Consider the following 20,367-nt stretch of genomic DNA (forward strand, 5'->3'; position numbering starts at 1 on the left):
AATGGACATGACGACCACTCGCGGCCAGAACCAGGCCCAGCCCCACGAGACGGACCCGCTGTGGTACAAGGATGCAATCATCTACCAGCTCCACATCAAGTCCTTCTATGACGCCAACGGCGACGGCATCGGCGACTTCAAGGGCCTGCACGAGAAGCTTGACCACATCGCCTCGCTCGGCGCCAACGCGATCTGGCTTTTGCCTTTCTTTCCTTCCCCCCGCCGCGACGACGGCTACGACATTGCCGACTACGCGAATGTCAGCCCGGATTACGGCACCCTGGACGAGTTCAAGGCCTTCGTCGATGCAGCCCACGAGCGGGGTATCAGGGTCATCATCGAACTCGTCATCAACCACACTTCCGATCAGCATCCCTGGTTCCAGAGGGCCCGGCATGCGCCGCCCGCGTCGCCGGAACGGGATTTCTACGTATGGTCGGACGCGGATCACAAATTTCCGGAGACGCGGATCATCTTCCTCGACACCGAGAAATCCAACTGGACCTGGGATCCGGTCGCGGGGGCCTATTACTGGCACCGTTTCTATTCGCACCAGCCGGACCTCAACTTCGACAATCCGCTGGTGCTCGAAGAACTGCTCGGCATCATGCGCTTCTGGCTGGAGACCGGCATAGATGGCTTCCGGCTCGATGCGATCCCCTACCTCGTCGAGCGCGAAGGAACGATCAACGAGAACCTGCCGGAGACGCACGACGTCCTGAAGAAGATCCGCGCCGCGCTCGATTCCACCCATCCGGGCAGAATGCTGCTCGCCGAAGCGAACCAATGGCCAGAGGATACAAGCGAATATTTCGGCAATGGCGACGAATGCCACATGGCCTTCCACTTCCCGCTGATGCCGCGCATGTACATGGCGATCGCCAAGGAAGACCGCTTCCCGATCACCGACATCATGCGGCAGACGCCGGAAATTCCGAAGAATTGCCAGTGGGCGATCTTCCTCAGAAACCATGACGAGCTGACGCTCGAAATGGTGACCGACGAGGAACGCGACTATCTCTGGAACATCTATGCCGCTGACCGCCGTGCGCGTATCAATCTCGGCATCCGTCGCCGCCTATCACCGCTGATGGAACGCGACCGCAGGCGCGTGGAGCTCATGAACGGGCTGCTTCTTTCCATGCCCGGCACACCAGTCCTCTATTACGGGGACGAGATCGGCATGGGCGACAACATCTATCTCGGCGACCGCGACGGTGTCAGGACCCCGATGCAATGGTCGCCGGACCGCAATGGCGGCTTTTCCAAGGCCGACCCGGCGAAGCTCGTGCTGCCACCGATCATGGACCCGCTCTATGGCTACGAAGCCCTGAACGTCGAGGCCCAGAGTGCCGACGCCCATTCGCTGCTCAACTGGACGCGGCGGATGCTGGCGCTGCGCAACAAGCACCCTGCCTTCGGCCGTGGTTCGCTGAAATTCCTGGCGCCCGGAAACAGGAAAATCCTCGCCTATCTGCGCGAATATGATGACGAGACGATCCTCTGTGTCGCCAATCTCTCACGCCTGCCGCAGGCCGTGGAACTCGACCTCGCGCAATTTGCCGGCCGTGTGCCGATCGAGCTTTCCGGCATGTCGCCCTTTCCCCCTATCGGGCAGCTCACCTATCTCCTGACATTGCCCCCCTATGGTTTCTTCTGGTTCCAGCTCGCGGCGGAAGCGGATGGTCCGGTCTGGCGCACCGAGCCGCCGGAGCAGATGCAGGACATGGTGACGATGGTCGTGCGACGCGACCTGCAGGAATTGATCGACGAGCCGCGCCTTTCGAATACGCTTTCGAATGAGGTGCTGCCACCTTATCTCGGCAAGCGCCGCTGGTTCGGCGCCAAGGGTGAAACGCTACGGGGCGCTTCGCTCGTTGCGGCAACGCCGATTCCCTTCGCCAGCAACCTCCTACTTGGCGAACTCGAGGCGGACTTAAGCGGACGCAAGGATACCTACCTGCTGCCGCTTGCCGTCTCCTGGGACGACAGCCAGCCAACGGCGCTCGCCCATCAACTGGCCCTTGCCCGCCTCCGCCAGGGCCGCCGCGTCGGCTTCCTGACCGACGGCTTCGCGATGGAGAGCCTGGCACGCGGCGTCATCCGCGGGCTCTGTGAACGGGCGGTGATCTCCGGACGTGCCGGAACGCTGGAGTTTTTAGGTGCCGACCAGCTCGACTGCATGAGCGTCGCCGACGACATGCAGGTGCGCTGGCTCTCCGCTGAGCAATCCAACAGTTCCCTGATCCTTGGCGATATGGCGATGATAAAACTCATCCGCCACATCTTCCCGGGCATCCATCCTGAAGTGGAGATGACCCGTTACCTTACCAATGTCGGATACAAGAACACGGCACAGCTGCTCGGCGAGGTGGCCCGCATCGCGCCGGACGGTAAGCGATATACGCTGATCATCGTGCAGAGCGCCATCCGCAATCAGGGGGATGCCTGGAACTGGATGCTCAGCAACCTGCGCCGCTCGATCGATGAGGTGATGGTGACCGGCATCGACGGCGACATGGCGGACGAATATTTCAAGCCGCTCACCGACTTCGTCGCCAAAATCGGCCGGCGGCTGGGTGAACTGCATGTAGCACTGGCGCAACCAACAGACAACGAGGATTTCAAGCCGGTCTGGGCGACCGCCGCTGATGCGGACAAATCGCGCGAGGCGGTGACCACACGGATTTCCGAAAGCTTGTCGATCCTTGCCGATAGTATCGAAGCGCTGGAGTCGGACCTGGCCGCCGAGGCAAAGTCGCTGCTGGAGCGCCGCAATGATCTTCTGCGGCTCGGAGAACATCTTGCAGGAGCCATCGACGGCACGCTGCTGACACGCAATCACGGCGATTTCCATCTCGGGCAGATTCTGGTGGCGGAAGGCGACGCCTATATCATCGACTTCGAAGGCGAACCGACCCGCGATCTCTCCGACCGCCGCGCCAAAGCCAATCCGTTGCGTGACGTCGCCGGGCTTCTGCGGTCGCTCAGTTATCTCGCGGCCTCTGCCGATCTCGATCGGGAGGTTGTGAGCGAAGTGGATGATGTCCGCCACAACGCGCTCGTTGCCCGTTTCACCAAAATGGCCGAGCCCGCCTTTCTGCAGGCCTATTTCGACGCCACGGAAAGTTCGGACGCGTTGAAGATATCCAACGAGGTCCGCGACCGCATCCTCGACCTCTTCCTCCTTGAAAAGGCGGCCTACGAGATCGCCTATGAAGTCCGCAGTCGGCCGCACTGGCTGCCGCTTCCAATTGCCGGCTTCTCGGCGATCGCCTCGAGACTTCTGGAGAACGCCCGATGAGATATGAGCGCTCCGACCTGATGATCGGTACCGTCCGTGAGGGCTTGCAGGCCCTCGTGGAAGGGCAGCACGGCGATCCTTTCTCGATCCTCGGACGCCACCAGTACGGCGACCTTACCATCGTGAGAGCCTTTCTGCCGGGGGCCCTTTCGGTGCAGGTCGTGGAGGCAGATACGAGCAAGGTGCTGGCCGAACTGGAAACCATCCATGAGGGCGGATTGTTCGCTGGCGTGACCGGCAGCACTACGCCCTATCTTTTCCGCATTCGATGGCCGGACGCGGTGCAGGAAACGGAAGACCCTTATTCCTTCGCTCCGCTGCTCGGCGATCTCGACCTGCATCTCATCGCTCAGGGCACCCATTACGAGCTTGGACGAACGCTCGGAGCGATCCCGATGGAGGTCGACGGCGTCGAGGGTGTACGGTTCGCGGTCTGGGCGCCCAATGCCCGGCGCGTCTCGGCCGTCGGCGATTTCAATTCGTGGGACGGCCGCCGCCACCCCATGCGGCTCCGTCCTCAGGCCGGCATCTGGGAGCTTTTCGTTCCCCGGCTCACCCATGGCGAACGCTACAAGTTCGAAATCATCGACGCCCATGGCAATCTGCTGCCGCAGAAGGCAGACCCCGTCGCTCGCGCCAGCGAGGCCGCACCTTCGACCGCTTCGATCGTCGCCTCCTCAAAACCCTTCCGCTGGACCGACGAGGAATGGATGCGCGCCCGCCGCGCCGACCTCATCGGCGACGGTGCCATCTCGGTCTATGAAGTGCATCCCGGTTCGTGGGTGCGGATCACCGACGAGGGTAACCGGGTGCTCGACTGGGTGGAGCTCAGCCAGCGGCTCGTTCCCTATGCCGAAAGCCTCGGCTTCACCCATATCGAGCTCCTGCCGATCATGGAACATCCCTTTGGCGGCTCCTGGGGTTATCAGCCGCTCGGTCTCTTCGCGCCGACCGGCCGCTACGGCACGCCGGAAGATTTTGCCTATTTCGTCGATCGCTGCCATCAGGCGGGCATCGGCGTCATCCTCGACTGGGTGCCGGCACATTTCCCGACCGACGTCTGGGGGCTTGCCCGCTTCGATGGCACCGCCCTTTATGAGCATGAGGACCCGAGGGAGGGATTTCACAGGGACTGGAATACGCTGATCTACAATCTCGGCCGCAACGAGGTGAAGGGGTTTCTGATCGCCAGCGCGCTCGAATGGCTGGAGCATTTCCATGTCGACGGGCTGCGCGTCGATGCGGTCGCCTCAATGCTCTACCGCGACTACAGCCGCAATGAGGGCGAATGGATCCCGAACCAGTATGGCGGGCGCGAGAACCTCGAGGCGGTCGAGGTCCTAAGGCATCTGAACAGCATCATCCATGATCGCTGCCCGCATGCCTTCATGGTGGCCGAGGAGTCGACCGCCTGGCCGGACGTGACAAAGAAGCCGGAAGAAGGCGGCCTCGGCTTCGATTTCAAGTGGAACATGGGCTGGATGCATGACACGCTGCATTACATGCAGGACGATCCCGTCTATCGCAAATACCATCACCACGCGATGACCTTCGGCATGATCTACGCCTATTCCGAGCGCTTCATGCTGCCGCTTTCCCACGACGAGGTGGTGCACGGCAAGGGCTCGCTGCTCGGCAAGATGCCGGGCGACCATTGGCAGAAACTCGCCAACCTGCGCGCCTATTACGGCTTCATGTGGGGTCATCCCGGCAAGAAACTGCTCTTCATGGGCGGCGAGATCGCTCAGGAGACGGAATGGAGCCATGACGCCTCCGTCCACTGGGACCTGCTCGACCGGCCGGATCATGCGGGCCTCCAACGGCTGGTCGGCGACCTGAACAGGCTTTACACGCAGGAGCCTGCCCTGCAGTTCGGTGACCTGCATCATGAAGGCTTCGAATGGGCCGTGGCCGACGACGCGGAAAATTCCGTCTACGCCATGTTGCGAAGCGCGGAGGACCGTTCCGCATACATCCTGATCGCATCCAACTTCACGCCGTTGCCGCGGCATGGCTACCGGATCGGGGTTCCTGTGGAGGGGCGCTGGGACGTGGTTCTGAACACTGACGCTGCAATCTACGGCGGCTCCAATTTCGGCCAGGTGGAAGCCTGGACGGAGCGCCAGCCGGCGCATGGCAAGGCCTTTTCCGTATCGCTCGTCCTGCCGCCGCTTGCGACGGTGTTTTTAAGGCAGAAACAGTAGCCGCTCCGGCGTTGCCCCTCATCCGCCTGCCGGCACCTTCTCCCCGTTCTGGCGGGGAGAAGGGATATGCCGTGCCGCTTTCGCCTCAGCGTGACGTAGGCACGTCCCCTCTCCCGCTTGCGGGGAGAGGGTTAGGGTGAGGGGCCAAATAAACCGCATCGACTGGCCTCTATTCCCCCCGCCAGCCGTCCTGATAGGTCACCTTGTCGACGCCGGCGAAACGCGCGATGCGCAGCAATTCAGCTTCCAGCTTTTCCAGTCGTCCGGAGGACGGACGCACACCCTTTTCCAGCCACAACCGCCTGACGTCCAGCGCACCCGTCTTGCGATCGGCCTTCATATCTATGCGCCCGATCATCCGGTTGCCTTCAAGCAGCGGGAAGACGTAATAGCCGTACTGCCGCTTCGGCTCCGGCACGAAAACCTCAATGCGGTAGAAGAAGTTGAAGAGCCGCTGGGCGCGGTCACGATCGCGCAAGAGCGGATCGAAGGGGCTGAGCACCCGCACGCGCGCCGGCGGCTCCGGAATATCGCCAAGGTTGTCGGGGAAACCGATGAAAGCGAAGGAGGGTCGCGGTTTTCCGCCGTTGGCTGAGGCGATCAGCACCTCCGTCAGTTCGTCGCGATGGCTTTTCACCCAGTCCTTGGCCTCGTCCGGCGTCACCAGATCCCAGAAGGCGGAGATCTCGCCGGATGTGGCAAATCCGAGCCTCTTCAGCGCGCTGCGGCAGGCCCAGTCGATGAATTCCTCATGGCTTACGTCCGGCTCATGGTGGTGCGGCGGGATAACCCGTTCCATCAGATCATAGATCTTCTGGAAGTTGGCGCGGCCGGCGATCGCGAGCTTACCGGTATGCCAGTAATATTCGAGCGCCGTCTTGTTCGGATGCCAGTTCCACCAGCCGCCGGACTTGTGGTCCTCCACCTTCATGTCGCGCGACATGATCGAACCGTTTGCGACGATATGCTGAAACGTTTCTTCGAAGGCTGCGTCGAAACCTTCGCCATGCCATTTTTTCCAGCGCTCGGCGATGATCGGTTCGCGACGGCGGAAGCGATGTTTCCAGTAACGGAAAAGACGCGCCGGAATGATCGACGCATCGTGTGTCCAGTGCTCGAAAAGGTCGCGATCCTTTTCCAGAAGGGCGGTCAGATGCTCCCGCTTGTAGGTCTGGTTGCGCGAGAACAGGATCATGTGATGGGCGCGCTCGACGGTCGCGATACTGTCCACCTGGACGAAGCCCAGATCGTCGATGAGCTGCAGGAGACCTGGCTTGGTGAGCGCGAGGCCGGGCGGCTCGGAAAGCCGCTGCCGTTCGAGGAAGATGTGTCTAGCCTGATCATTCGGAATGAGAATCGCCATGAAGGTAGACTAGGATGCCGCCGCCTGATATTCAATGTTCATGTTTAGTTCCGAATTCCCCTTGCCCATCATCCGGTTTATAGACCGCTGAAAAAGCGAGGATGAGGCTTGGATATCCGGTTCGAACAGGCAGAAGCGCGCTTCGAGGGACGTATCGTGCTCCATCCGCTGACGCTTTCGCTGACCGAGCGGCGCATCGGCGTGATCGGACTCAACGGTTCCGGCAAGACGACGTTCGCGCGCATGATCAACGGTCTGGTAACACCATCCGCCGGACGCGTGGTCGTCAACGGTTTCGATACGGTGAAGGATGGCGAGAAGGTGCGGGCCGACGTCGGCTTCATCTTTCAGAACCCGCAGAACCAGATCATCCTGCCGATCCTGAAGGAGGATATCGCGCTCGGGCTCAAACCGCGGAAACTGCCGAAGCAGGCGATAGAGGCTGCCGTCAACGGCATTCTCGCCCGTTTCGGCATCGGCCATCTCGCCGGACGCCGGGCGCACGAGCTTTCCGGCGGCGAATTGCAGCTCGCAGCCCTTGCCTCCGTGCTCGTCACCGAGCCCGGTATCCTCATCATGGACGAACCGACCAATCAGCTCGATTTGAAGAACCGCGATCTCGTGGAACGCACGATCCGCGGCCTCGACGAGAATATCATCGTCATCAGCCATGATCTTTCGCTGATCGCCGATTTCGACCGGGTTCTGCTGTTCCATGAGGGCCGGCTCGCTGCTGATGGACTTCCTGGGGAAATTGTTGCCCGATACCGGGAAATCGCCGCATGAAGACGCTCTATGTCGAAGGCGACACGTTCCTGCACCGGCTTTCGCCGCGGGCAAAGCTCCTCGGGCTTGCGGCGATCAGTTTCCTGCTGTTCCTGATCGATGCGCCCGCTTTTCTTGCTGTTGCCGCTATCCTCGGCGCAGGTGCCTACGCCTCGCTCAGGCTCGGATGGCGGCAATCCTGGCTTCGTTTGCGGGTGATCATGCTGACGATCGTGGTCGTTGCGGTTTTTACCCTCTTTCTCAACAGCTCCGGGCAAGCGCTTGTTGTCCTCCTGCGGCTGACTGGGCTGGCGCTTTTTGCCGCAGCCGTCACAGCGACGACGAACATCGGAGATTTCATCGATGAGATCACGCTGGCCGCCCGCCCACTGGAACGGATCGGTCTTGTTCGGGCGGCCGATATCGGCCTTTCGATCGGCCTTGTGATCCGTTTCGTGCCGGAAATCCTGAACCGCTACCAGGCCATCCGTGATGCACACTACGCCCGTGGGTTGAGGCCGGGGCCATTGACGCTCGTGGTGCCCTTGATCATCCTGACGCTCAGAAACGCCGACGAGATCGCCGCCGCCATCGACGCCCGCGGCATCCGGGCACAAAAATGACATCGTCACGAAGTTGAGGTGAAAACCATGAGCACTCGCGATCTTGTTCTGGCTGCGCTGTTCGCCGCCATCATCGTCGCCCTTGGACTAGTTCCGCCGATCATGCTCGGCTTCATTGCGGTGCCGATCACCGCGCAGTCGCTGGGTGTCATGCTGGCGGGTGTCGTGCTGGGCGCCAAAAGGGGCGGTTTCGCGGTCCTTCTCGTCCTGCTTCTCGTCGCAATCGGCCTGCCGGTGCTTTCCGGCGGGCGTGGCGGCCTTGCCACTTTCGCCTCACCCACCGCCGGTTATCTCGTCGGCTGGTTCTTCGCAGCCATCGTCACCGGCTATCTTTCCGAGCGCTTTGTTGACCGCTCGCAGAGCGGCATCGTGCAGATCGCCGGCTTTTTCCTCGCAGCTCTGCTTGGCGGCGTGGTGGTCGATCATGCGTTGGGCATTCTCTATCTCGCCTATGGCATGGGCACCGGGCTTTCGACCGCCTTCATGGGCGATCTCGCCTTCATTCCGGGCGACGTCCTTAAAGCGCTGATCGCGGCTTTTGCCGGCCGGGCAGTCATGGTCGGCTATCCGCTGCTGCCGCAACGGGTCTGATCAGTCCAGGAACTGATAGAACCAATCCCGCAACTCTTCGGGAAGAGCGACCGGCTCTCTGCTTTGCGGATCATGAGCCGTCAAGACGACCTCCGCTTCCGCCACGGCCTGATCTTCCCGCACCATATGCACCAGAAAACCTGCGGACTTTCCGCCAATCTTGCTGACACCGACATGGGTATGTACAAGATCGCCAAGCTTCAGCGGCGAGTGGAAGGTGCAGGTGATCTTGCTCACCGTGAAGATCGGATCGTCCTTGCGGAGTTTGCGGCGACGCCAGAACTCCGTGACGGCCTCCTCTGCCCGCACGACATAGGCCGACCGGAACATTTCCCCATGCATGTCCACATCGCGGAAGGGCACGCGGAATTCCTGCGATTTGACCGTATCCTTGACCACTACACCCTCTAAGTTGAGAACTTAGCCATGTAAGACCATTCCTTCAATCTAAACAAGCACCGGAACGAAGGTAGGCGGCTTGAAAAAAAGCGGCATCTGCGCCATGTCCAGATCGTCCGCCCCGGATTGCACCTCAAGAGGCCGCCCCATGACCACGCGCCTTTACGAACACCAGATCTTCCTCGAACATCGCACTCCGGAAGGCCATCCCGAGCGTGCCGACCGGCTGCGATCCCTGGCGATCGCGCTTCAGCATCCGAATTTCGACCGGCTTGACCACAGGGAGGCCCCGCAGGCCAACGAGGACGCGGTTCTGCTCGCCCATCCGGAAGAACACCTTCGCGCCGTCATGCGGGAAATCCCCGAAGAAGAAATCATTCGCCAGATCGAGGCGGACACCTATGTCAGTCCGAAAAGCCTGCAGGCCGCGCTGACCGCCATCGGCGGGGCGATGGCTGCCGTCGACGACGTCATGTCGGGGAAAGTGGACAATGCCTTCGTAGCCGCGCGTCCGCCCGGCCATCACGCCGAAAAAGACAAGGCGATGGGCTTCTGCCTGTTCAACAATGCCGCCATCGCCGCCCGCCATGCACAGCGGACGCACGGGGTCGAGCGGGTCGCAATCGTCGACTGGGACGTGCATCACGGCAACGGTACGCAGGACATCTTCTGGAACGATCCCTCCGTGCTGTTCTGCTCCACGCATCAGATGCCGCTTTACCCCGGCACCGGCGCCGTGGACGAAACCGGCGAGAAGAATAATGTGGTCAATGCGCCGCTCTCACCCAACAACGGCAGCGAGCATTTTCGTGACGCCTTCAAGAGCCGCGTGCTTCCGGCGCTCGAAAACTTCCGGCCGGACTTCATCATCATCTCGGCCGGCTTCGATGCCCATCACCGCGACCCGCTGGCGCAGATCAACCTTGTCGGCGACGATTTCGACTGGGCAACCGGACGCGTCATGGAGATTGCGGGCAAATATGCCAACAACCGGGTCGTCAGCCTGCTCGAGGGCGGATATGATCTTGAAGGTCTGGCCGAATCGGCCGGCATGCACATTATGAGACTGATGAGAGGATAGGAATGACCGAGAACAACGAATCCATCGATGTGAGCGGCTATTCCTTCGAGAAGGCCGTCGCCGAACTGGAAAGCATCGTCGCACGGCTGGAACGCGGCGACGTGGCGCTCGACGAATCCATCGCCATCTACGAGCGCGGCGAAGCGCTGAAAAAGCATTGCGAGGCCCTTTTGACCGCCGCCGAGAACCGCATCGAGAAAATCCGCCTCGACCGCGCCGGCAAGCCGCAGAGCGTCGAGCCGCTCGACGGCGAGTAGTCTCGATTTACCACGAAAGTCGTACGACCCCCGCCATGATCAGGTCACAAAGCGATTGACGCACCGTGACCGCCTCCCCATGATAGCTGCCATTCGAATGTTTGCCTTGGGAGGAACAAATCGTGATGTTTGGCGTGAAATCCAGCAAAATCAATCTCATGTTCGCCGCGACACTGGCCGTCTCGACGGCCTTTTCGGCGGTCGGCGCGAAAGCTGCGGAATTCATCAACGTGCTGACCGGCGGAACGTCCGGTGTTTACTATCCGCTCGGCGTGGCGCTTTCGGAGATCTATGGCCAGGGTATCAAGGACTCCCGCACCCAGGTGCAGGCCACCAAGGCGTCCGTCGAGAATCTCAACCTCTTGCAGGCAGGCCGTGGCGAAATCGCCTTCTCGCTCGGCGATTCCGTCCAGGCGGCATGGGAGGGTAATACCGAGGCCGGTTTCCCCGGCAAGCTGGACAAGCTGCGCGGCATCGCCGCCATCTATCCCAACTATATCCAGGTCGTAGCGAGCGCCGATTCCGGCGTGAAGACGCTGGCCGACCTCAAAGGCAAGAGCCTGTCCGTGGGCGCTCCGAAATCCGGCACCGAGCTCAATGCACGCGCCATTTTCGAGGCCGCCGGCATGTCCTACAAGGACCTCGGCAAGACCGAATATCTGCCGTTCGCCGAATCCGTGGAACTCATCAAGAACCGCCAGTTGGATGCGACACTTCAATCCGCCGGCCTCGGCGTGGCCTCGATCCGCGACCTCGCCACATCACTGAAAATCAATGTCGTGGCCATCCCGAAGGCGGAAGTCGAGAAGATCGGCGCTCCCTATATTCCGGCCGTCATTCCCGCCGGCACCTATGAGGGCCAGACCGCCGAGGTGGAAACCGCGGCCGTCGGCAACTTCCTCATCACCCATTCGGGCGTATCGGACGAAACCGCCTACCAGTTGACGAAGCTGCTCTTTGAAAACCTGCCGAAGCTGACCGCCGCGCATGCCGCCGCCAAGGCGATCGACCCGAAGAAGGCCCTCGACGGCATGCCCGTGCCGCTGCATCCCGGCGCCGAGCGCTATTACAAGGAAATCGGCCTCATGAAGTGATTTCGGCTTGAGGGGCAATCGCCCTCATCCGGTCGTCACCACCTTCTCCCCGCCTGCGGGGAGAAGGACTTATGCCGCAACGTATCCACCTCTCCTCGATGGCCCTGGGCACGTCCCCTCCCCCCGCGAGGAGGGTGAGGGTGAGGGTGAGGGGCAACGGAAATTCCGGAGTAACGATGTCCGAATCCACAATACCGCAGCACCAGAACGGGCCGCATTCGGCTGAAGAAGCGATCGAGGGCTTGCCGGCCGGTTTCGGCGAAGGGATCACTGGACGCCTTGCCTTCTGGATCGCATTTGCCTTCACACTCTTCCAGCTCTGGACCGCGGCCTATGGTACACTTGCAAGCCAGATCGTGCGCGCCATGCACGTGGCCTTCCTGCTTCTCCTAGGTTTCGCGCTGTTCGGCAATCTCGTCGCCAAGACCGCAGCCGGGAAAATATGGTTCTGGGCGCTCGGTGTTCTCGGCTTCCTTACCGGCGTCTACAACTGGGTATTCTATGAGGATCTGATCCAGAGAAGCGGATTTCTCACCACCCCGGACCTGATCGTCGGCACCGTGCTGATCGTGCTCGTCTTTGAAGGCGCGCGACGCCTTATGGGACTGCCGCTGACGATCATCGCCGCCATTTTCCTGGCCTATTGCTTCTTCGGCCAGTACATGCCCGGCCCCTTCGTGCATCGCGGCTACGATTTCGAGCAGATCATCGAGAATTTCGCCTACGGTACCGAGGGCATATACGGCACGCCGATCTACGTTTCTGCCGCCTATATCTTCATCTTCGTCGTATTTGCCGCCTTCCTGGAAAAGGCGGGCATGCTCAACCTATTCAATGATTTCGCCCTCGGCCTCGTAGGTACGTGGCGCGGCGGACCTGCCCAGGTCTGCGTCATGTCGTCGGCGCTGATGGGTACGATCTCCGGCTCCGGTGTCGCCAACGTCGTTGCTTCCGGCCAGTTCACCATTCCGCTGATGAAGCGCTTCGGTTTCCGTTCGGCCTTTGCCGGCGGCGTGGAGGCGACTTCTTCCATGGGCGGACAGATCATGCCGCCTGTCATGGGCGCGGTCGCCTTCATCATGGCCGAAACGCTGAACGTCTCCTATGCGGAGATCGTCAAGGCGGCGGTCATCCCAGCGATCCTTTATTTCGGCGCCTGTTTCTGGATGGTTTTCCTCGAAGCCGGCAAAGCCGGCCTCAAAGGCATGAACAGGGCCGAATTGCCGAACCCCTGGGCGGCTGTGAAGGAACACTGGCCGCTCATCCTGCCGCTCGCCGCGCTGGTCTATCTTCTCTTCGCCGGCTATACACCGATCTTCGCCGGCACGATGGGGTTGGCCCTGGTTGCGGTTCTCGTCCTCGGCATGCCGCTGGCGGCAAGCATCGGGCCATTCGCCTTCCGCCTCGTCTTCTGGGTCCTGCTCGGTCTCGCCGCGGCGTCATTCCTGCGCTACGGGGTGAATTTCCTGGCAATCGTCATCCTGGCGCTCATCGCGGGCTGCATTTTCGCGAAGGGCGGTCGGGAGACGCTTGCCCTCTGCCGCGACGCCATGGCTGAAGGCGCCAAGAATGCACTTCCGGTCGGGATTGCCTGCGCCATCGTCGGAATCGTCATCGGCACGCTGACACTGACCGGCATCGCATCGACCTTCATCGGCGCGATCATCCGCATCGGCGAACAGCACCTCTTCCTGTCGCTGGTGCTGACAATGATCACCTGCCTCATCCTTGGCATGGGCATTCCGACCATTCCGAACTACATCATCACGTCGTCGCTTGCTGGCCCCGCCCTGCTCGAACTCGGCGTGCCGCTGATCGTCAGCCACATGTTCGTCTTCTATTTCGGCATCATGGCGGACCTCACCCCGCCTGTGGCACTCGCCTGTTTCGCGGCCGCGCCGATGGCCAAGACATCCGGCCTGAAGATATCCATCGAGGCTTCGAAACTGGCAACGTCCGGCTTCGTCGTGCCTTTCATGGCCGTCTATACGCCGGCTTTGATGCTGCAGGATCCGGGAGCCATTGCCGCCGCATGGGGCTATCCGGTCGAGGTGGCTTATCTCTTCCTGAAAGCCTGCTTCGGCATCGCACTTTGGGGAACGGCCGTCGTCGGTTTCCTGTTCGCCCGCATGGCGATCTGGGAGAGGCTCCTTGCCTTTGCCGCCGGCGCGAGCCTCGTGATGGCGCTTCCCTGGACCGACGAACTCGGATGGGCGATCGGCATCGTCCTCGTCGCACAGCACTGGTGGCGGAACCGCAACGCCCCCGCCGCTCCTGCGTTGTCATGAGCCTCTGCATCCTGGCGGGCGGCAAAGTAACAGCGCTCGCCGCGTCGCTCTTTTCGCTCTCCTGGACGCATTCGGTACAGAAGACCGAATGGCGCGAGACCTGGGCCGTGACGGACAAGGGGCTTGAAATCCGCGAGGCCGCCGTCAAGGGCTCCGGCGCCGGCATGGAGCCCGGCCCGGATGCAATCCTTCGTGATGGGTGGTGGGTCTGGCACCCGGCGCTGGCGCCGCAGAAGCGCGTCTCGCTCGCTGCGTCGGGCATGACGCCCAGCGCATGGCGGCTCTGCCATGAAGGTGGATGCATGGAACTGGGGGCGAAGGCGGGGGATGAGGTGGTGCTGAGCGGGTGCCCCTGATAATCAAAGGGAAATAACAGTACGGATTTCGTCGTAACCAGCATGCAATCCGGTTTCATCCTGCTCAATCAGACCAGCCCGGCCCAAGATTTCCACATCTTCATGGACGCGCCGGTAATCCCGGCCAAGGGCTCGTGCCAGAGCCGCCACGCTTACCTGCGGATGCTCATGCAAATAACGCAGCAGCTCCAGCCGCTTGCCGGTCATCGCACTGGAGAAAGCATCCCAAGTGACAAAGGTCAGGTGATCTTCCGAGACCGCCTCGCCTCTCTCCGCCCGATGCCAGGCATCCGCTACGCGTTTTGCGACATTATCAAAGGAGCCGCCGATATGCAGTTCGATATCCTTGCTCATATCTTCTCTCCTCTCAGCACCTCGACATCCCGGCGGAAATCCGCCAGCAATTGCTCGATCGAGACAAATTGATAACCTTCCTCCCGACTGCCATGGTGTCGGTGATCACCCTTGCCACGCTCGTTATCGTAACCGACTAGCCGCTCGCCGGGACGACCGTAGAACAGGGAATATTTCAAGAAATGTTCTGACGGCGGCACCTTCTTCGGCACCCGCCAAACCCTGATCTCCAAAATCGCTCCGTCGCCAAAGACGATGCGTTCACGGATGATCCTCTCAGCTTTCATAGAAGGCTTATGACATACAATGCCATATGACGTCAATCGTCATAGGAGATACGGTTGTTTGTAGTCCCGCTTCCGCGCTAGATTCCATTCACATCAGATGGAGACTAGCCATGTCCTTCTTTCCCGGAAAAGACCCGGTCGCGGGTGATGCTTTCGCCTGCGATGCGATCGAAAACCTGATCATCCCGCGCACCAGCGATATCGGCGGCTTTGCCGTACGGCGCGCACTGCCGAGCCGTCAGCGGAGGCTGGTCGGGCCGTTCATCTTCTTCGACCGGATGGGACCGGCTCTGCTTCGCGCTGACGAGGCGCTGAACGTCAAGCCGCATCCGCATATCGGGCTTTCCACCGTCACCTATCTCTTCGACGGCGAAATCAAGCATCGCGACAGTCTCGGCACGGAACTCGTCATCCGCCCTGGCGACATCAACCTGATGACCGCCGGCCGCGGCATCGTGCATTCGGAGCGCACCCCGGAAAACCTGCGCGGCCATCCGCAATCGGTCTCCGGCCTGCAGACTTGGCTGGCGCTGCCGGATAACAGGGAAGAGATCGACCCGACGTTTGATCACACCGGCAAAGAGATGATGCCACTGATCGATGCGGACGGCATAAAAGGCCGCGTGGTGATCGGCGCCTTCGAAGGCCTCACGTCCCCGGTCTCGACCTTTACCGATACGCTCTATGTCGATCTGCGGCTTGATGCCGGTATACGCTTTCCCTTTGCGGCCGCGCATGAGGAACGGGCGGTCTATATCCTCTCGGGCGAGCTCGTCGTCGCAGGCGACCGTTTCGCGGCCGACCAGCTTCTCGTCTTCCGGCCCGGCGACGCGATCACGCTGGACGCGGGACTTCAGGGCTGTCACCTGATGCTGTTCGGCGGAGCGGCGCTCAATTCCAAGCGCTATATCTGGTGGAATTTCGTTTCTTCCTCCAGGGAGCGGATCGAAAAGGCGAAGGAGGAATGGCGCACGGGCCACTTTGACATCGTACCGGGCGACGAGGAAGAGTTTGTCCCCTTGCCCACAGCCTAAAATCGATTAGAAACCTGTGATAGGACAACTTGAAAAAGCCTGTTTTCTTCTCATCTTGTGGAAGGACAGACTTCCGGACAAGAGCAGAAAAGGCCACAATCCGTGACATCAATGCCCTCCACGCCGTTGCTCGACAAGGTCAATCTTCCTTCCGACCTTCGCGCAATCGATGACCGCGACCTGACGCAGCTTGCACGCGAAGTGCGCGACGAGATGATCGATGCCGTGTCGCGCACCGGCGGGCATCTGGGCGCGGGTCTCGGCGTCGTGGAACTGACGATCGCCATCCACAAGGTGTTCAATACGCCGGACGACCGGCTGATCTTCGATGTCGGGCACCAGTGCTACCCGCACAAGATCCTGACCGGCCGGCGCGACCGCATCCGCACCTTGCGGCAGGAAAACGGGCTTTCCGGCTTCACGCGGAGGGCTGAAAGCGAATACGACCCGTTCGGCGCAGCGCATTCCTCCACCTCGATCTCGGCCGGCCTCGGCATGGCGGTGGCCGCCGATCTTTCCGGCTCGAAGCGCAATGTGATCGCCGTCATCGGCGATGGCGCGATGTCCGCCGGCATGGCCTATGAGGCGCTCAACAATGCCGGCGCGCTCGATGCCCGGCTGATCGTCATCCTCAACGACAACGACATGTCAATCGCCCCCCCGACGGGTGCGATGAGTGCCTATCTGGCACGGCTCGCTTCCGGCCGGACCTATATGGGTTTCCGCGAGCTCGGCAAGAAGCTGACCGCCTATCTCGGCCACGGAATCGATAAGGCGATCACCCGGGCCGTCGAGCATGCCCGCGGCTACGTGACCGGCGGCACCATGTTCGAGGAAATGGGCTTCTACCATATCGGTCCGATCGACGGACATTCCTTCGACCATCTGTTGCCGGTGCTGCGCAATGTGCGCGACAATGCCCGCGGCCCGGTGCTGATCCATGTCGTCACGCAAAAGGGCAAGGGTTATGCGCCGGCGGAAGCGGCCGCCGACAAATATCACGGCGTCAACAAGTTCGACGTCATCACCGGCGCCCAGGCGAAATCGAAGCCGAACGCACCAAGCTACACCAGTGTTTTCGCCGAGGCCCTGGTGCAGGAGGCGGGCTTCGACGATAAGATCGTCGGGATTACCGCCGCCATGCCGAACGGCACCGGCATCGACAAGCTGGCGGAGGCCTTTCCCACCCGTACCTTCGACGTCGGCATTGCCGAGCAGCATGCCGTCACTTTCGCGGCCGGCCTTGCGGCGGAAGGCTTCAAGCCGTTCTGCGCTCTCTATTCCACCTTCCTGCAGCGGGGTTACGACCAGGTCGTCCACGACGTGGCGATCCAGGGACTGCCTGTGCGTTTTCCCATCGATCGTGCCGGTTTCGTCGGCGCGGACGGGCCGACCCATGCGGGCTCGTTCGACACGACGTTCCTTGCGACGCTTCCGGGCATGGTGGTGATGGCGGCGGCCGACGAGGCAGAGCTCAAACACATGGTGCGCACCGCCGCCGCCTATGACGAAGGCCCGATTTCTTTCCGCTATCCGCGTGGCGAAGGTGTCGGTGTCGAGCTGCCCGAGCGTGGCCAGATTCTTGAGATCGGCAGGGGCCGGATCATGAAACAGGGTGCGAAGGTAGCGCTGCTCTCCTTCGGCACCCGGCTCAAGGACTGTCTGCTGGCAGCCGAGGACCTCGATGCCGCGGGGCTCTCCACGACGGTCGCGGATGCGCGCTTTGCAAAGCCTCTGGATCGCGACCTGATCCGCCAGCTCGCCCGCCACCACGAAGTGCTGATCACGATCGAGGAAGGTTCGGTCGGCGGCTTCGGCAGCCACACGCTGCAGTTTCTCGCCACCGAGGGCCTACTCGACAGCGGGCTGAAAATCCGCTCCTTGGCTCTGCCGGACATCTGGATGCAGCAGGCAAGCCCGGATGTTATGTATGCGAAGGCAGGCCTCGATCGCGCCGGAATCGTCTCGACCGTGTTCCAGGCGCTCGGCCAGACCCGGATCGGCGTCGGCTTCGCAGGGTGACGTCGCCGGTCCTCAGTTCCGCTCGCCCTTGATCATCATGTCGAACTGCACGACGTTGGAATAGATCGGCGTGCCGACATCCATGGCATAGCGCGAACGAAAGATCCTGCCGCTGACGTTGAAGGCGATCATGCGGCCGTTCCATGCCGTCAACGTCACATCGAAACTCTCCGACATGCTGCGTCCCTTGGCGGTCAGCGTGCCGGTAATACGGGCGCTATCCGGCCCCGTCTGCTCCACGTGTTCGGAGCGGAACGAGATCGTGTCGAATTGACTGGAATCGAAAACCGCCCCCGAGCGCAGGAAGGCATCGATACGATCCTGGCCGGTCATGACGCTTTCAGGCTTCAGCTCGAAACTCACCATGGAATGAGCAAGATCGCCGGCCTTCAGATTGAAGGTGCCGGAAAACTTGCCGAACTTGCCCTTGATGCCGCCGCCGCCAACCTGACCGACGCTGAAGGCGATGCTCGAACCGGGCGTAATGGCATAACGACCGGCGGCCTCGGCAAGGCTCGGAACCTCGACGGCCGACTGGCCGTCCTGTGGAAACGACGCAGCGAAAAGCAATGCGGTGAACAAGACTGTCTTGCGGGTCATGACCGCCACTCCCTGATGGATGTTTTAACTGGATGACGCCGGCCTCCGAATATACGGGTCAGCACATCGTCGTGCCGGCGATAATGGTGGTAAAGCGCGGCACCTGAATGCAGGAACACCAGCGCCAGCGTGGAATAGGCAAGCACGGCGTGGGCCGTCGTCCACCAGGCTTCAGCCGCGTCCGATTTCGGCACCGGCAGATGCGGGACGACGACGAGGTTGAAGGCGAATGTCGGAATTTCCAGGGGCGAGACCGAAGCGATCATCCAACCAGCCAGAGGAACTGCAACCGCGAGCACCAACAGCACATGGTGCATCATCTTTGCGGCGCGGTGTTCGAGCGGACTCATGCCGGCTGCCGGCCTTACCCGAACCAGCGCCAGTGAATGGATGAGGCGGATTGCGGCAAGCAGTAGCGCCAGGATGCCGAATGACTTGTGCCACTGGAAAAGCGAGAATTGCAGGCCCGGATCGATGGACGGCCGGGTCAAGACGAAACCAAGCACGATCAGGCCGAGAATGATAAGGGCGATCAGCCAATGCAGGATGATCGTAAGGGGATTGTAACGATCGGCAGGATGACGCATGACCGGCTTTCCGGAAATTTCATGCTTCAATCATCCTCCTCAACGAGCGCCCCAGCAAATCGCGAACGATCACGCCGCTTCAACAGTCGCTGAGATTATCGGTCTGCAGCCGCCAGGAAGAGGATGTGCAGGTCTTTTTCCGGAGAGAAATCCTGTGCCTTCACCTCGAAGGTGGTCGGATCGGTTTTCTTGACCCCGCTGCCGCAAAAGCTGACGTAGTCCTGCGGCTGGCCCTTGTCGATCGTCAGCTTGAACTTGCCGATCGGGCCGCTCCAGTTGGCGCCGGTCGTCAGGATATAGGAGACCCACTGCTCGGTATAATTCGGTCCCGACCTGCTGGCCGCAGCCTCGAGCTTCGCCGCCGTCTTCATGAAGGCGCTGTCTATGCAATAGCGTTCGACATACTCCTTGTAAGTCGCGCCCGGCTTTCCCTGGTCGATGAAACTCATGGCCACCGTGCCGCCAACGCTCGGCTTGTAACGATGGCTTACGCGCACCGGTTTGCCGGCCGGAAACACCGTCTTCCACCAATATACGGAGCGAAGGGTCCAGGCAGGCCGCAAGTCCTCCTGCCACCCCTGGCCCGCATCATAGCGATCCACGTAGATGAGACCTTCGGCAATCCACTCGGCCTTCACGTCCTCCGGCAGGCTCTTGAGCGCGGCGAACGTCTTTTCGCTATAGGGAAGAAGCGGAATGTTGCGGGCGAGAAGTTCATCGGTGCGGTCGATGCCGGCCGCGATCACCCGCTGCTGCAATTCCGGCTTGATCTGCCTGCTATCCTGCACGACCGAAAAACCGAGGAAATTATCACTTTCGACGTCGTCAAGGGCGATGTCGCTTTCCAGACTGCCGACGATATCCGGCATCGGGAAGGCGACGACGCTTTCAATATCCTTGTCGCCGGTATTCCTGAAGGCGTAGTCGACCAGCACCTCTTCGCGGGAGATGTAAAGATTTTCCTCCTCCATCGCGACATCGGAGGTCTGGACGTAGGTCAGCCCGCCGGCCCCCAACTCTGCCATCGAGTCATTGGCGAGTGCGGGGGGTGTCGATAGCAACAACCCGCCGATCAGCAAAATCCAGCGCATACGATCCCCTCCTGTCTCCTGTGCTGGAAGATAGACCGGATTCTCCAAAAGAGAAGGCAGGCCGGAT

19 protein-coding genes are annotated in these 20,367 nt (G+C 61.2%); 12 read left to right on the top strand and 7 right to left on the bottom strand.

What is annotated here, in order from left to right:
• Position 1: 1 nt before the first annotated feature.
• A complete protein-coding gene (treS, locus tag JL39_RS27215) occupies positions 2-3,304 on the top strand; it encodes a maltose alpha-D-glucosyltransferase (protein WP_052183146.1) in 3,303 nt (1,100 codons plus the stop codon).
• Complete coding sequence (gene glgB / locus JL39_RS27220; protein WP_037158184.1) at positions 3,301-5,508, top strand: 1,4-alpha-glucan branching protein GlgB; 2,208 nt, start codon at positions 3,301-3,303, stop codon at positions 5,506-5,508. Before treS ends, glgB begins: the two co-directional genes overlap by 4 nt.
• A gap of 169 nt (positions 5,509-5,677) precedes the next feature.
• Here glgB and JL39_RS27225 read toward each other — a convergent pair whose 3' ends face one another.
• The gene (locus tag JL39_RS27225) at positions 5,678-6,871 is read right to left on the bottom strand and encodes a winged helix-turn-helix domain-containing protein (RefSeq protein WP_037158187.1); all 1,194 of its coding nucleotides are present in this window, start codon (positions 6,869-6,871) and stop codon (positions 5,678-5,680) included.
• Between the two features lie 108 nt (positions 6,872-6,979).
• Between JL39_RS27225 and JL39_RS27230 the strand changes: the two genes are divergently transcribed.
• Genes JL39_RS27230 through JL39_RS27240 form a run of 3 tightly spaced genes read left to right on the top strand, consistent with a single transcriptional unit; the run spans position 6,980 to position 8,850 of the window.
• Entirely contained in the window at positions 6,980-7,657 is a 678-nt protein-coding gene (locus JL39_RS27230) for an energy-coupling factor ABC transporter ATP-binding protein (protein WP_037158190.1), read from the top strand.
• A complete protein-coding gene (locus tag JL39_RS27235) occupies positions 7,654-8,259 on the top strand; it encodes an energy-coupling factor transporter transmembrane protein EcfT (protein WP_037158193.1) in 606 nt (201 codons plus the stop codon). The genes JL39_RS27230 and JL39_RS27235 overlap by 4 nt, the downstream gene beginning before the upstream one ends.
• A 27-nt stretch (positions 8,260-8,286) precedes the next feature.
• Positions 8,287-8,850 carry a biotin transporter BioY gene (locus JL39_RS27240; RefSeq protein WP_037158196.1) on the top strand — a complete coding sequence of 188 codons (564 nt, stop codon included), beginning with the start codon at positions 8,287-8,289 and terminating at the stop codon, positions 8,848-8,850.
• Here the strand turns inward: JL39_RS27240 and JL39_RS27245 are convergent, their stop codons facing one another.
• Positions 8,851-9,249 (bottom strand): thioesterase family protein, encoded by a 399-nt coding sequence (locus tag JL39_RS27245; RefSeq protein ID WP_037158199.1) that lies wholly within the window; start codon positions 9,247-9,249, stop codon positions 8,851-8,853.
• A 148-nt stretch (positions 9,250-9,397) separates the two neighbouring features.
• On the opposite strand from JL39_RS27245, the gene JL39_RS27250 reads away from it, so the two are divergent.
• The 5 genes from JL39_RS27250 to JL39_RS27270 all read left to right on the top strand — a co-directional run bounded on the left by JL39_RS27250 (position 9,398) and on the right by JL39_RS27270 (position 14,325).
• Positions 9,398-10,330, top strand: a complete 933-nt coding sequence (locus JL39_RS27250; protein ID WP_037158202.1) for a histone deacetylase family protein — start codon at positions 9,398-9,400, stop codon at positions 10,328-10,330.
• A 2-nt stretch (positions 10,331-10,332) separates the two neighbouring features.
• Complete coding sequence (locus JL39_RS27255) at positions 10,333-10,587, top strand: exodeoxyribonuclease VII small subunit (protein ID WP_037158205.1); 255 nt, start codon at positions 10,333-10,335, stop codon at positions 10,585-10,587.
• A gap of 158 nt (positions 10,588-10,745) precedes the next feature.
• Positions 10,746-11,681, top strand: coding sequence for a TAXI family TRAP transporter solute-binding subunit (locus tag JL39_RS27260; RefSeq protein ID WP_244446986.1), 936 nt, complete (start codon positions 10,746-10,748; stop codon positions 11,679-11,681).
• Between the two features lie 176 nt (positions 11,682-11,857).
• Positions 11,858-13,969, top strand: a complete 2,112-nt coding sequence (locus JL39_RS27265) for a TRAP transporter permease (protein ID WP_052183147.1) — start codon at positions 11,858-11,860, stop codon at positions 13,967-13,969.
• Complete coding sequence (locus JL39_RS27270; protein WP_037158225.1) at positions 13,966-14,325, top strand: DUF1850 domain-containing protein; 360 nt, start codon at positions 13,966-13,968, stop codon at positions 14,323-14,325. The genes JL39_RS27265 and JL39_RS27270 overlap by 4 nt, the downstream gene beginning before the upstream one ends.
• A gap of 3 nt (positions 14,326-14,328) precedes the next feature.
• Here the strand turns inward: JL39_RS27270 and JL39_RS27275 are convergent, their stop codons facing one another.
• Positions 14,329-14,679, bottom strand: coding sequence for a transcriptional regulator (locus JL39_RS27275; protein ID WP_037158228.1), 351 nt, complete (start codon positions 14,677-14,679; stop codon positions 14,329-14,331).
• Entirely contained in the window at positions 14,676-14,966 is a 291-nt protein-coding gene (locus tag JL39_RS27280; protein ID WP_037158232.1) for a DUF6516 family protein, read from the bottom strand. Before JL39_RS27280 ends, JL39_RS27275 begins: the two co-directional genes overlap by 4 nt.
• 110 nt (positions 14,967-15,076) lie before the next feature.
• Here JL39_RS27280 and JL39_RS27285 point away from each other — a divergent pair, with 110 nt between their 5' ends.
• Together JL39_RS27285 and dxs are read left to right on the top strand one after the other, a co-directional pair.
• The gene (locus JL39_RS27285; RefSeq protein WP_037158235.1) at positions 15,077-16,000 is read left to right on the top strand and encodes a pirin family protein; all 924 of its coding nucleotides are present in this window, start codon (positions 15,077-15,079) and stop codon (positions 15,998-16,000) included.
• Between the two features lie 102 nt (positions 16,001-16,102).
• A complete protein-coding gene (dxs, locus tag JL39_RS27290) occupies positions 16,103-18,022 on the top strand; it encodes a 1-deoxy-D-xylulose-5-phosphate synthase (RefSeq protein WP_037158237.1) in 1,920 nt (639 codons plus the stop codon).
• A 12-nt stretch (positions 18,023-18,034) separates the two neighbouring features.
• Here the strand turns inward: dxs and JL39_RS27295 are convergent, their stop codons facing one another.
• The 3 genes from JL39_RS27295 to JL39_RS27305 all read right to left on the bottom strand — a co-directional run bounded on the left by JL39_RS27295 (position 18,035) and on the right by JL39_RS27305 (position 20,300).
• The gene (locus JL39_RS27295) at positions 18,035-18,622 is read right to left on the bottom strand and encodes a YceI family protein (RefSeq protein ID WP_037158241.1); all 588 of its coding nucleotides are present in this window, start codon (positions 18,620-18,622) and stop codon (positions 18,035-18,037) included.
• Positions 18,619-19,239, bottom strand: a complete 621-nt coding sequence (locus JL39_RS27300; protein ID WP_244446971.1) for a cytochrome b — start codon at positions 19,237-19,239, stop codon at positions 18,619-18,621. Before JL39_RS27300 ends, JL39_RS27295 begins: the two co-directional genes overlap by 4 nt.
• Positions 19,240-19,304: 65 nt before the next feature.
• Complete coding sequence (locus JL39_RS27305) at positions 19,305-20,300, bottom strand: DUF4424 domain-containing protein (RefSeq protein WP_152601286.1); 996 nt, start codon at positions 20,298-20,300, stop codon at positions 19,305-19,307.
• Positions 20,301-20,367: the final 67 nt, after the last annotated feature.

Source organism: Rhizobium sp. YS-1r (assembly GCF_000757525.1).
Taxonomy (GTDB): domain Bacteria; phylum Pseudomonadota; class Alphaproteobacteria; order Rhizobiales; family Rhizobiaceae; genus Neorhizobium; species Neorhizobium petrolearium.